At 43.3% G+C, this 13409-nt stretch carries 11 protein-coding genes; 6 read left to right on the forward strand and 5 right to left on the reverse strand.

Annotation, left to right across the window (positions count from 1 at the left end; all coding sequences use genetic code 11):
* Window positions 1-640: 640 nt before the first annotated feature.
* Genes A7985_RS13055 through A7985_RS13065 form a run of 3 tightly spaced genes read right to left on the reverse strand, consistent with a single transcriptional unit; the run spans window position 641 to window position 3163 of the window.
* Entirely contained in the window at window positions 641-1099 is a 459-nt protein-coding gene (locus A7985_RS13055) for a DUF3299 domain-containing protein (protein WP_247684710.1), read from the reverse strand.
* A 52-nt stretch (window positions 1100-1151) separates the two neighbouring features.
* Window positions 1152-2480, reverse strand: coding sequence for an ABC transporter permease (locus A7985_RS13060; RefSeq protein WP_065790918.1), 1329 nt, complete (start codon window positions 2478-2480; stop codon window positions 1152-1154).
* On the reverse strand, window positions 2477-3163 hold the full coding sequence (locus A7985_RS13065; RefSeq protein WP_065790919.1) for an ABC transporter ATP-binding protein: 687 nt from the start codon (window positions 3161-3163) through the stop codon (window positions 2477-2479). The genes A7985_RS13060 and A7985_RS13065 overlap by 4 nt, the downstream gene beginning before the upstream one ends.
* 195 nt (window positions 3164-3358) lie before the next feature.
* On the opposite strand from A7985_RS13065, the gene A7985_RS13070 reads away from it, so the two are divergent.
* Window positions 3359-4459, forward strand: coding sequence for a phosphoribosylaminoimidazolesuccinocarboxamide synthase (locus tag A7985_RS13070; RefSeq protein WP_065790920.1), 1101 nt, complete (start codon window positions 3359-3361; stop codon window positions 4457-4459).
* A gap of 487 nt (window positions 4460-4946) precedes the next feature.
* Window positions 4947-7259 (forward strand): bifunctional diguanylate cyclase/phosphodiesterase, encoded by a 2313-nt coding sequence (locus A7985_RS13075; RefSeq protein ID WP_065790921.1) that lies wholly within the window; start codon window positions 4947-4949, stop codon window positions 7257-7259.
* Here the strand turns inward: A7985_RS13075 and A7985_RS13080 are convergent.
* Entirely contained in the window at window positions 7256-8275 is a 1020-nt protein-coding gene (locus A7985_RS13080; RefSeq protein WP_065790922.1) for a glycosyltransferase family 9 protein, read from the reverse strand. The two genes, A7985_RS13075 and A7985_RS13080, sit on opposite strands and share 4 nt — an antisense overlap.
* A gap of 89 nt (window positions 8276-8364) precedes the next feature.
* Here A7985_RS13080 and A7985_RS13085 point away from each other — a divergent pair, with 89 nt between their 5' ends.
* A complete protein-coding gene (locus A7985_RS13085) occupies window positions 8365-9204 on the forward strand; it encodes a sulfurtransferase (protein ID WP_065790923.1) in 840 nt (279 codons plus the stop codon).
* 11 nt (window positions 9205-9215) lie between these two features.
* Here the strand turns inward: A7985_RS13085 and A7985_RS13090 are convergent, their stop codons facing one another.
* The gene (locus A7985_RS13090; protein ID WP_065790924.1) at window positions 9216-10403 is read right to left on the reverse strand and encodes an ROK family transcriptional regulator; all 1188 of its coding nucleotides are present in this window, start codon (window positions 10401-10403) and stop codon (window positions 9216-9218) included.
* Window positions 10404-10597: 194 nt separating this feature from the next.
* Here A7985_RS13090 and A7985_RS13095 point away from each other — a divergent pair, with 194 nt between their 5' ends.
* Genes A7985_RS13095 through A7985_RS13105 form a run of 3 tightly spaced genes read left to right on the forward strand, consistent with a single transcriptional unit; the run spans window position 10598 to window position 13406 of the window.
* Window positions 10598-11692 carry a substrate-binding domain-containing protein gene (locus A7985_RS13095; RefSeq protein WP_141685362.1) on the forward strand — a complete coding sequence of 365 codons (1095 nt, stop codon included), beginning with the start codon at window positions 10598-10600 and terminating at the stop codon, window positions 11690-11692.
* Window positions 11689-12627: an ABC transporter permease gene (locus A7985_RS13100; RefSeq protein ID WP_065790925.1), complete on the forward strand. Its 939-nt coding sequence runs from the start codon at window positions 11689-11691 to the stop codon at window positions 12625-12627. Before A7985_RS13095 ends, A7985_RS13100 begins: the two co-directional genes overlap by 4 nt.
* A complete protein-coding gene (locus A7985_RS13105; protein ID WP_065790926.1) occupies window positions 12624-13406 on the forward strand; it encodes an ATP-binding cassette domain-containing protein in 783 nt (260 codons plus the stop codon). The genes A7985_RS13100 and A7985_RS13105 overlap by 4 nt, the downstream gene beginning before the upstream one ends.
* The last annotated feature ends 3 nt before the right edge of the window (window positions 13407-13409 follow it).

Raw genomic sequence — 13409 nt, forward strand, 5'->3', positions numbered from 1 at the left:
GGCTTTCCCATGTGAAAGTTGGGTGAAGGCGGGGTTAGGAAAGTGAATAGTTTCACTTTCCACCGACTGAACGCGAGGCCTCTGGCCGTCAGCCGGACCATTGCCAGCAAAGGTTGCCCCGGGCAATTAAAGAAACCCGTTGCAGAAATGCAGCGGGTTTTTTGCGTTTATGGTGCTAAATCGTGCTTTAGCGCGACTTTAGCGTAAGGTGAAGCAAGTAACTTTCACTGGCATTGATATGGACTCTAAGTATCATTTAAAGTCGTTCATAATGGATGGATCACCAATCCCTCATCAGTTGTTAAAATCGCTTATTTCACCTTGCGCAAAGCAAACGTATTCGCTGCGCTCATTATCGTTAATCCTTTGCACTACATTGCGCAAAGGAAACGCGCTCACTGCGTTCGCTGTCGCTAACCCTTTGCACTTAATTCATCCCTGAAGCTAGATTACAGCGCGCATTTATGCACTCACTTCCTTATGTTGCAAAACTTCATTTCGGTCATTCGTCACCCTTTCTACGATAGGGGCTGATGGAGGTAGGGGAGTCAAAAAGGAGTAAGTAAGGTATGTCATTTGACAAAGCCGTAATGGCTTTAAGAAAAGGAACAGGGAGCTGCTGGCTCCCTGTATAAGTGAATTAAAGCTCGAAAGGTGCGACACCAACTGCTTGCATTGTGTAGCCCGTTTGCGCAAGCTCATTCTTAAAGCTCTCTACTTTAATTGTGCCAGTGACTGTAATGGCATCGTACAGGCTGTCGATAGGCACCCCATTTTTAATCTTAACGTGCACAATTTGATTTGGGGGGGGCGGTGGCACGTGAATACAAGCTCCGAAGTAAGGCACAAGCAAGAATTCGGTAATAACTTCACTGTCTCCTTCTAGTGGCACTACAAATCCGGGTAAGCTAATACTCTTACCATCTAGACTTTTGACAACGGGAGCATCTAGATCAGGTTGCACCCAGTTTTTATCATCACCATCATGATTGGCAGCCTCTTGATTGCTAATCTGAACATGCCCAGTAGGTATGAGGTCATCCCAAAATATTTCTTTTGGCGGTGCAGCTAAGGCTGTACTAGACACTAATATCATCATGGTTGCTGATACTAACCACGATATGAATCGAGTTGAAAACATAAATAACCTCTTAAACTTTGACACTCATACCATCATTGAGCGAGTAAAAATAAGCACGTATTGCGGGAATTGCACCTATTGCTGTACCTGACACCATGATAACGCCAAGTAACATCAGTTCATAGTCACTGAGCAGAGATAAAGAAATGGCAATACCAAACTGGGCTTGTAGGACCCCTTTACCTATGAACATGACAATATAGAACATAGCTACGCCGATAATGCTTCCTAGCGCTGTAATAAGAACCGCTTCGCTACACATTAAAGCAAAGACATGCTTTGGCCTTGCACCGACAGAGCGCAGTATTGCTAATTCTCGTCGACGTTGACTAAGCGAAGAAAGTAGTGTCGTGAGCATACCCAGTAGACTGATCAATACGACAACCGCAGAAAATAGCATCAGTATTTTCTCCACGATATCTAGCATACCCCAAAGCTCTCTAAGCGTGACGCCTGGCATAATAGCCGACAGCGCCTCAGGCTTGTATGTATTAATATTTCGACGCACTTGCAGTGTATAGAGCGGTGAATCAAAGCCCATTAAAAACGCGGTGAGTTGTTTTGGTTGGCCAATCAGGTCTCCAGGTTCGCTGTCTAATGCACCATGGTTATGTTCACTATGGTCATGATGATGTTCATGTTCATCATGATGTGCGTGATTTTCATTTTTACGGCCAACCACATGAGTTGTAGAACGATGACTTGTGCTGTGCATCTGCTCAATTGCTTTAAGCGGTACATGTAGGGTTTTATCAACAGGTGTTCCTGTCGGCTCTAAAATACCAACGATGGTAAGTGGGTTATCATCGTGATTATGAAAGCTGGTATTCCCCATACCATGGGCGACAACAATCTGCTGTCCAATGTGGTAATGGAGTTGTTTTGCAACTTCACTGCCAATCACGACCTCTTGTGCATTGTGATAAGCTCTACCATTTGTAAACGCGAGACTTTGCTTCTTGCCGTAACGGTAATACTTAAAGTAGTTGTCGTCACTGCCTAGCACGGAGAACCCTTTGTGACTATCACCAAGGCTTATAGGGATTGTCCAAGCAACACCACGTTGCGCTTTGATATATTCATAGCTTTGCCAAGACAGTCCGTTGTTAGCATGCCCAATTCTAAAAACACTTGATAACAAAAGCTGGATGTCGCCGGTACGAGCACCTACGATTAAATCTGTTCCCGATATTGTGCTACTAAAGCTCTGTTTAGCTTCTTGACGTACCCTCTCTATGGAGAGTAGTAACATGACACTGATTGCGATGGTGAACAATGTGAGCAATACGCTGGCTTTTCGATTTGCAATACTCTTGAATGCGAGCGTCACTAGTTTCATTGTGCTACTCCATTAATTTCTCTGAGGCTGATTTGGCGGTCAAATAAATGAGCTAGATTTGCATCGTGACTCACAAACAAGATAGTTGCTTGGTAATGTTTGGCTTGCTCAAATAACTGATTAATGAATACATCGCGGTTGTCAGCATCAAGTGCAGATGTTGGCTCATCAGCAATGATGAGCTCTGGCTGGCCAATAAAAGCGCGCGCTGCTGCCACTCTTTGCTGTTGACCAATACTGAGTTCACTTACTGATTTGCTGCGCGTTTGCTTATCTATGCCTAACTCTTCAAGCAACAAATTAGCCTGATGTTGAGCTGAAGTGTTTGCACTACGCAGATTAGAGGCTCTTCGCTTGGAAAAATTGCAGCCCAGTATGACATTTTCAATCGGACTCAAATATGGGAGAAGGTTGAAGTTTTGAAAGATAGTGCCTATATGGTCGGCTCTAAACCTATCTCTTTTAGCATCACTCAGTTTGCTCAAATCCTGATCTAAAATAGTAACACTGCCTTGTTGAGGCGTTTGAATCCCCGCTAAGAGGCTTAAGAGGGTCGATTTTCCGCTGCCACTCGGGCCATGAAGAAATAGCTTTTCTCCTTCAGCTATTTGCAAGTCATCAATATGCAGGGTAGCTTCAGACTGGCCCGGCCAGCTGAAAATCAGATCTGTAATTTGGATCATTTAATTATCTCATTGTACCGAGTTTTAATTATGTTATCCCAGAACAGAGCCACGCTAAACTAAGTTACGCTCGGTTCGCGTTGTAATGCGGTAAACAATTGTGATTTTTGCTGCGCTCGACTATTATACACCCCTCTAACCCCCTCTGTATTTTGCGTCCTTTAGCAAGACGCAGCCGTTCTCTATGGAGATACAATGAGTAGCTACAAAGTTCTAGACGTCAATGACGATCTACCAATACGCACCAAAGGTGCAGTTCACAGTGGTAAAGTACGTTCGGTTTACTGGTTAACCGACCAAGACAATGCCAGATTAATCGAAGAAAAAGGCTATGATGTTCCAAAAGGAACTGAGCTTGCGATCATGGTAATTTCAGATCGTATTTCAGCGTTCGACTGTATTTGGCAAGGAGAAAACGGGCTAAATGGTGTGCCAGGTAAAGGCATTGCATTAAATAGTGTTGCCGCTCATTGGTTTAAATTATTTGATGAAGCAGGTCTTGCGGGAAATCACATCGTAGATATTCCTCACCCGTATGTATGGATTGTAAGAAAAGCAAGCACGGTTCGTGTCGAGGCGATTGCTCGCCAGTACATTACGGGCAGCATGTGGCGTGACTATAGTAAAGGTGTACGAGAGTTTTGTGGCATAAAACTGCCTGAAGGCCTCGAAGCACATCAAAAGCTTGATGATGTACTGATCACCCCATCTACCAAGGGTATTATCTCTGGCGTTGACGGGGTTCCGGAAGTAGATGATGTAAACATCACCCGTAGTAATATCACTGATAACTTAGAAGCATTCAATTTTAAATCTGAGGAAGATGTTGCGCGCTACGAGCAACTATTAAGTGAAGGGTTTAATTTGATTTCAGCACAGCTTAACAAGCTAGACCAAATCTTTGTAGATACGAAGTTTGAATTTGGCTATGTAGAGGATGCGGATGGTTCGTCGCGCCTTATTTATATTGATGAAGTTGGTACACCAGATTCATCTCGTATTTGGGATGGGCCTGCATATCGTGATGGCAAAATCATCGAAAATTCAAAAGAAGGTTTCCGCCAGTTACTGATAAACAACGTTCCGGATAGCGATGTGTTATTGAATAAAGATCGTATGCCAGAAAGGGAGGCGCTTGCTGAGTCGTATAAGCTGCCGCAAGAAGTGATGATGTCAGTATCAGAGACTTACGTTGGCATTGCGAGTAAAATAGTGGGTCAATCGTTAATGATCCCTCAAGATCCGCGTTCAGAGGTCATTGCAATCTTGGATAAAGAATACGGTCTTATCGATTAAGCAAACTCACTAAAATGCCTAGCAGTCAGTTATTTAAAGGATTGTTAGGCATTGCGACATGAATTCCTTGCATTTCCTCTCCAAGTCACTTTTACTTAGTATAAATACATGTGCGTTCACAGGGTCTGGACGGTAGAGTTTCGATGTTGCTACTTTTGAGATTGAAGAAATAATCGCGTACCTTTTGTTGTGTGATTCATCACTTCATTCGCGCTTTTTTAATGACTAGCAGCATTTTGCTTCTCCATATTTTAAGCAACACCTTAATAGGGCACTCTTTTCCTTTCAGACGTGTAATTGCATAAAGTTTTTCACCGATTTCATTGATGCTGAAATTAAATGCCTGACAGTAAGGTCTGTCATTAAGGGTATGCGTTGAATAGCACAAAATCGAATAATCATAGGGTTGGTTACAGTAAGTTGTAGCTGTGGGCCAGAACACTCTGGTTCTGCTTAAACTGAATAATTGTAGTGTTAAAGGATCGCTATGGGCACGAGTTTTAAAAATCGCATTATAGTGCTGTGTGTTGGCTTGGTATTAATTACCGCAATTGCCAGTTTGGCTGGATTTTGGTGGTCAACGAGCCAGTTTAAAGAGCGCCAGGTTCAACAAGACATTCAAAAAGCACAGAGCGTATATCAACAGTATTTAGTTGCTAGAGAGCGGTTATTGGTTACAGCAGCGTCTGTGTTGACCCAAGACTTTGGTTTTAAACAAGCGGTTGCAACAAGAGATGCATCCACGATTAGCAGCGTACTATACAATCATAGCCAGCGTATTAATGCAGAGTTGATGTTATTGCTAGATATGCGTGGCAAGTTGATTTCAACTAATCAAAATCAATTAGTTTTACCTCAGGATATGCGGCCTTTAGTAAAAGAACTGTTGGCACATGAAGACCGCTCTGCATTTGTAGTACTCGATAAAAAACTCTACCAAGCCATTATTCTTCCTGTGAAAGCCCCAAGAACCATTGCGTTTACAATTGTCGGATTTGTTGTTGATGAACCGATTGCAGAGCAACTTAAAGGACTAACGGGTATGGAAATGAGCTTTATCAGTCTTGGTGAAAAGATGAAAGCGAGTTCCATTCAGTTGCCCGAAGACAGAGATTTGTTTGCCTATTTACACGAACAAAAAATTAGCAGATGGTTTGGTGAGTACCCTCTGTATATTAATGCGGAAGTCGCATTGCCGTCTTTGTCTCAAGTGCCTGTGAGCCTAATTTTAAGTGCAGATTTACGTAGTGAATATGAAGAGTTTGATCAATTAGTACTGACCATCGTGTTTCTGTCTTGTATTACGATGTTGTTTGGCTTTCTTGCCAGTGGTTTTTTAGCCAAAAATCTAGCAACGCCACTACAGCAATTAACTGTCATGGCGAGGCGCTTTGCTAAGGGAGATTATAATGCCGAAATTCATGAATCGCGACCGACAGAAGAAATCTGCCAGTTGGTCGACGCATTTCATGAAATGGGAGACGATATCCAAGCGCGTGAGAAGCAGATCCGGTATCAGGCAAGTCATGATTCGTTAACGGGGTTTTATAATCGGACTTCTGCTCTACCCATTTTGGATGCTTTGGTGTCTACTGATCAGGTCTACTATTTATTAGCGCTGGATATAAAAGGGCTTAGACATATTAACGATAAGCTTGGCCCCCGTATTGGAGATAGCTGTATTGAGGCGGTTGCTAAGCGGATTGAAGTTGTGACGTCTAGTTTTGAAGGATTGAACATTCGCCTTGGCGGGGATGAATTTTTAACGGTATTACAAGCTAAACCCGATTCAACGATGGAAAATTGCGTTAATAGCTTCCTCTCTGAACTCAGCAAAAGCTACACCATCCACAATTTTGAAATTAATTTGCGTTTTAGTGTTGGCGTGGTGCACAGCCCTGAGCAAGCAGATAATGCGGATGACAGTATTCGTCGGGCCTTAATTGCGGCAGACAATGCGGCGCATGGAGTGGAAGATGTCTACTTTTATCAAACAGGTGAAGATGAAGCTTATCTAGAAAGACTAGAAATCATTGATGAGTTGAAACAAGCTCTGATAGATGATGATGGTCAATTGTTTATGACTTACCAGCCTAAATTGAATATGCGCTCAGGTATGGTGGATAAAGTCGAGTCTTTGATCCGCTGGAAGCGCAAAAATGGCGATTGGGTATCGCCAGAGCTTTTTATTGATTTAGCAGAGCAATCTGGGCTGATTGTCGATTTGACCCAATGGGTGTTGAAAACGGTAGTATCTCAAATCGCGCATTGGGAAGGACAAGGTGTCACAATGAAGGCCGCTATCAATGTCTCAGCTCAAGATATTGCAGATGCCGACTTCATTCCGCATTTGCAAAGCATGTTGAGTGAGTTTGCCGTTGCACCTAGCTTAATAACGATTGAGCTGACAGAACGAGACATGATTGAAAATGAAGAAAAGGGTATTGCAGCACTGTTGGCATTAAAGGAACTCGGGGTGCATATTTCGCTAGATGATTACGGGGTCGGACAAACGTCTCTTGGCCGATTGAAAATGTTACCTATTGATGAACTAAAATTGGATAAGGTCTTTATCCTTAAATTGTCTGCGTCACATCAAGATCAGTGCATTGTCCGCTCAACGATCAGCTTAGGTCATCAATTAGGCTTTTCTGTCGTTGCTGAAGGAGTAGAAGATGCTGACTCATTGCAGTTACTCAATGAAATGCAATGTGATTATGCTCAAGGATACTACTTAAGCCGACCTCTCAAAGCCAATGACCTAACGCAGTGGTTGGGGCAATACCATAAAGCGGGTTAGTGCGGTGGTTGACACAGGAGCGTACTTAACGCTTGAAAAACCTTCTCTGGCGACACATCCTGAATCAGATCTACTTCATTCAAGGAAGTAGATTTGTGGGTCAACGCAATCAAATTCTCGGTCTTAGGCGCAACCAGAGACCATGGAGAGGTACCATGCCCAACGATGGCAACACAAGGAACGCCACACGCCGCAGCGATATGCATTGGTCCAGAGTCAATTGAAATAACGGCATCCATTGCACCGATATTGTCTACAAGTTCAGCCAAACTCATGCTACCGGCTAAATTATGTAAAGTAATCCCCTTACTTTGAGCCAAAGAAGTGAGAGAGGTCATGTCGGACTGTTCAGACTGATCACCTAACAGAAATATATTTATATTTTTGATGGTAGAAATGTGTTGTACGACTTGCACGGCCAAATGTTGTGGGTAATAGCGTGTTCCTTTGACTTTACCGCCTAAGTAGAGCGCAATATTACATTGCGCCTTAGAAAGCGCTAACGTTGATGGTTGGGCCGTGAGCTTAGGCGTATCAAAGTGTGTAAACGGTCTGCCATGTGCGTCATTGACTAGTTTACAATAGCGATAAATATAATGGTGGCATTGGTTTAATTTAAAGGCATGGCTTAAAAATGGTCGACGTGCGTTTTGCGCGTAGCCGATCACATTTTTTATACCCGCTAATCTTGCCAGTACAGCATCAGTAAGAGATCCTCGAAATAAGACCGCCAAAGCAAAATTTTGATGCTTGAGTTGGCTAGCCATACCGTACAGGCCACGATGCTTACTGCGACAATGACGGTCATCAGATATGACTTCTAGTCCATACTCGCTTGCACGTGAGAATATTTCCGTCAGATGTGGCCTGACGAGCACACAAATACGTTGCGTTGGGTAGAGTTGTTTAAGTAGTGCCAAAGCGGGCAGCGTATTAATAGCATCACCGATAAACTTAGGTAATATGGCTAATACAGCCCCATCTAGTCGATTTGAAACAATTACTTTATTACCCATACATTAACTTGAGCTACAAACTTATCCTATCTAGTATAACGCTAGGCGTTTTAGAAATTAACTAGAATCAATGAAATAAGTGTCTGACTATGACAAAAAATATGAAAAGCTGTCAATGGCTGTTTGAAAACTTATCAAACATAATTGTGCTCGATGCAGGGATAATCAAACCAGGAGAGAAGGGCAGATATCGCCCTCCAGCAATAATTCCTGATGCGCGGCGCTTTGATATTAGTAACAACTTAAGTGATGAATACTCCAACATGCCAAATATGATGTGCTCAGAACAAGTCTTTCAAGCCGAAATGCGCCAGTTAGGGATCAATGATACCGACACGGTTGTGGTATATGATGACAAGGGGTTATTTAGTGCGGCTCGAGCTTGGTGGATGTTTAAGGCGATGGGGTTTGATCAAGTTTTTATTCTCGATGGTGGCTTAAAGCAGTGGATGGCATTGGGCTATGAAACGGTCACTGAATATGCCTCTGTGGAACAAATCGGTAACTTTACAGCGCAATCTAGAGCACATTACTTTATTGATAAAGAGCAGGTTCTGGAAGGTATCTCTGATCCTGAGGTGATGATGTTGGATGCGCGCGGCGAACAGCGGTTTAAGGGCATAGGGAAGGAACCTAGAGCTGGTATGCGAAGTGGGCATATTCCTCATAGTGTTAATTTACCTTATACCAGCGTACTGACAGAGCAGGGCTTATTAAAACCTCTACCTGAGCTAGCGCAATTACTAAATAGTTTAGGAGTTAATGAGCAAGTAAAGACATTGCAATTTAGCTGTGGTTCTGGGATCACGGCATGTATATTAGCTTTGGTGGCTCTAGAATGTGGCTATTCGAGTCTGCATGTTTATGATGGTTCTTGGAGCGAGTGGGGTCAGTTAGAAGATTATCCAGTGGCTGTCAGTGAGAACTAACGGGGCGTCGCTTACGCATAGATCAACTGTTGCACTTTACTTTGTAGGTAAGTCGGTGAGGTATAAAGTGTTTGCATGTTTTTATCATTGAGCGCCGCATGCAAAGGCAATGTTGATATGCCAACCATTGAGACTTCATTATTGTTGGGCGCTTTAATAAGGCGCACGATATCTCTGTTGCCTTGCTGTGCGATAGAGGGGATAAAAGGTCTCAATTGAGAAATCAAGTAATCTAGGCACGGTTCCCCTAAATCACCGCCAAGAATAATTGTCTGGGTATTGAGAATGGACTCCAAAGTATGAATTGCAATGCGCAACGGCTCTGTAGCTTGAGCTAGCCAGTTTTGACATGCAGAGTGTTTTATTGGATCTAAATGCTTAACCGACGTTAAAGGTTGCTTGTCATGCTTTTCAATGTAATGCCTCAGTGATACGAGGGATGCAAAATCATTCAATGTTCCCAGTTCACCTGTTGATTGATTAATTTCCGGAGTAACAAAAATATCACCCAGAGCGCCAGTGAGACCATTTTGTCCGAGCATAATTTGACGATCATGAACGACCGCGGCTTCAATTTTGTTACCAAGATGAACGTATATGAAATTATGAAGTGTTTTTGCCTCACCAAATAGCATTTGGTAAGCAGCACATGCTGAGGCAGTGGTCTCTATTGCAACTGGCATGACGAGCTTTTGGCTCAGCTCTTTTTGCAGTTTTTTACCTGCCTGATGCTGAAATAGAGTATCCCCTTGCTCTGTTTGCAAAGATAAACCCATTGCCAAAATCGACGGATGTTCAATATTACTTTCCCGTACCAATTGCTGAACTTCATTTGCAATGTTATCGCTGCTCCAAGCAATCTGTTTGTGAGAGGTTCTTTTAGCGAGGCATTCACCATTCAGAAAATAAAGGCCAAGCTCAAACATGTCGGGTGAAATACGCACAGCTAATGTATGGCATGCTCTTTTGTTTAAACATAACATTTTAGAGGGTTTACCCGCTCCTTCAGCGCGTTTAATACCAACTTCTTCAATTAAATTTACACTCAGTAAATCTTCTACCATGTTGGTAATGGTTTGTTTTGTGAGTTGGGTATTTCGTGCAATCTCTGCGCGGGAGATAGGGCCGAGTGTCACAACTTGTGATAATACTAAACGTAAATTAGCGGCTTTGTTTTGTTTAGCATTTAACCCTTTCAATCTACTTCTCCGAGCTTGCCTGGTATGATTTTAAAATCTGGAAGAGCTCTATCTTATTACACATATGAAAATTATCGAATAGTTTATCTCATTCAACTAGGCCGACTTTGTCGGGGCAGTTAAGTAAAACTAATTGACAAATATACGGCTGCTGATTAAATGTACTGAGTTAGGATTAATTAAAGGAACATTGTGTGTCAAGGAAAGGGCTCAATCTACCTACCACAATGCGGTTTACATATTTCGTCAAAACAGGTTGGCGAAGTTTTTGGATAGGTGCACTTGTGTTTCCTATTTTAGGCTACTCATCAAGTAAGTACATGCTTACTCCCGATCAATCTATGCAAGTAAAAAGATCCAGATTGACTGCTGCAATGGCATGGCATGGTTCCAGTCCTTGGATAAGCGCTGTAACTCGGGGAGCAAAAAGCGAGTTTAGACGCTTGGGTATCGATGTCGTCGCGGTGACTGAAGCACACTATGACCCCGCAAAACAAGTTTCTGACTTGGAGACGTTAACGGCTTTGGAGCCTGATATTTTGCTCTCACTGAGTGTAGATGGATTGAGTACGAAACCAAGTTATCTACAGATGGTGGACGCAGGCACCAAGCTCGTGCTCCTTAGTAATCCGATTTCAGGTTTTAGGCACGGTGTTGATTTTGCCGGTATCGTGAAAGATGATGTGGATGGGATGGGGCAGGCCGCTGCACACTTGGTTGCTAAAGCCATTTTGGGTAAAGGCCAAGTGGGTGTCATTTATCATGAAGCTAATTACCCCATAACAAATCGACGAGATAGAGCTTTTAGAAAGGCATTGCAACGCTACCCAGAAATTCAAATTGTAAGCGAAAAAGGGTTCACCAAAAAAACGCAAACGGCTCAACTTACTGCAGCAATGATGATCCAGCACCCCAGTATTAATGCAATATATGTGTCCTGGGATGCCGCGGCTGAAGGAGTCATAGAAGCATTGCGTATAAGCGGCCATAAACACACAAAGGTGATCACCCATGATTTGGGATTAAACAATTTGATCGACATGGCGTTGGGCGGGAATATGTACGCTACGGTGTCTGATCGACCCAATGAGATGGGGAAACTAATGGCAAGGATTGGTGCCGCAGCGGCAATTGGTGCTCAGACACCATTATATACGCAAGTTGACTTTAATACCGTAACACGCGAAAACATTGCCGCATCTTGGCAAATCGCCTTTGCAACCGACTTACCAAAGCTACTGCAACAAGTACTGAAACCTAACGAACGGCAAAAGGTATCTAAACAATGAGTTCAGTTACACAAGTGACGGCAAAAGCACTTGTTTATTATGCTTTTGTATTGACCGTGGTGATCTTCACTTTTGTATTGCATAACAGTGCATTTTTCTCGGTAGAGAATTGGTTGAATATCGCGCGTCAAACCGCCCCCGTTGTGATCATGGCTATCGGGTTGAACTTTGCCTTATCTGTTGGGATGCTCGACCTTTCCATTGGTGCGGTTGTGGCTTTGTCGGGGCTGGTGGCCGCGATGTTATTGCCTGATTATGGGGTTATGATTGCCTCAGTGGTTGCGCTTAGTTTAGGTGGTGCTATTGGTGCGTTTAATGGCTATCTCTCACTTCGTTTGGCAATTCCTTCTTTGATTGTGACCTTGGGTACTATGGTCTTTTTGAGTGGCTTCGTGCGTTACTTATCAGGTCTTGAGTCCATTCCCATTTTAAATAAACCTTTTTTGATCCTCTTTGGTGGAGGTAGTTTGTTTGGCTTACCGAGCCTGTTATTTTGGGTTATAGGGATCGCTGCTTGTGTTTATTGTATTTTTAATTATTTACAGCTGGGTAGGCGCTTGTTGGCAACGGGCGCGAACTCAAATGCTGCGCAGGCTATGGGGGTTGATACGGACAAAATACGTATTATCGCAATGTCGCTTTCGGGAATGTTTGCTGCATTAGCTGGGCTGCTTTACGCCGGAAGAATGCAAAGCGCGCGATATACCTTGGGTGAGTCAGAGTTGATAACAGTCATTGCGGCGGTTGCAATAGGTGGTGGCAGCCTAATGGGTGGCCAAGTGAGTATTTGGGGAACGGTGTTAGGGGTCTGGCTTATTGGTGTGTTGAATAACGGGCTAATTTTATCTGGGTTCTCAAGCAATGCGCAGATGATGATGAAGGGCATCATCCTTGTTGTTGCTGTAGGTATCACTTATAGGGCCCGTAAGTCATGATACGCACAGCATTAGATCAAATTGCGATCCAAGTGGTGGATTTACATAAATACTTTGATGACGCCGCTGTGCTGAGAGGCGTTGATTTTACCGTGCATCGAGGAGAGGTTGTTGCTTTACTGGGTGACAATGGCGCTGGCAAGTCAACACTCGTTAATTGTATTGCAGGAAAACTACTGCCAACCCGTGGTGAGATCCAAATAATGGGGTCCTCACACATTATTAACTCACCACACAAAGCTCAAAAGTTGGGAATTTCGGTCGTTTATCAGGATTTGGCATTAATAAAGGAAATGACCGTGGTTGAAAACCTATTTCTAAATAGAGAGATAAAGCACCGTAACCAGTTTTTAAAGCGCTTGGGTTGGCTCGATAAAAAAGCCATGAGACAGCGAGCTAAAAAGTTATTACGGCGCTTGGGAAGTGAGAATATTGAGTTAGAGATACCAGTATCTAAGCTTTCTGGTGGGCAACAACAAATAGTGGCTTTGGTGCGAAGTGTAATTTCAGGTGCTGATATCATCGTTATGGATGAGCCGACCGCAGCGCTCGGTAATGAACAATGTAATCAGGTTATTGAGTTGATCCGCCTGTTGAGTACTCAGGGGGTTACGATTATCCTGATTAGTCATAATTTAGGGCAAGTAACCAAGCTCTGTGATCGAGCTGTGGTATTATGTGAAGGACAAACGGTGGCGGATGTCGCCGTTAAAGAGGTTGACCAACTAGCGCTACTTGCCTTGATGAGTGGAGTAGAACCAAATCGCTTTTCTGCCTGAGGG

This window comes from Pseudoalteromonas luteoviolacea (assembly GCF_001696455.1).
Lineage (GTDB): Bacteria > Pseudomonadota > Gammaproteobacteria > Enterobacterales > Alteromonadaceae > Pseudoalteromonas > Pseudoalteromonas luteoviolacea_C.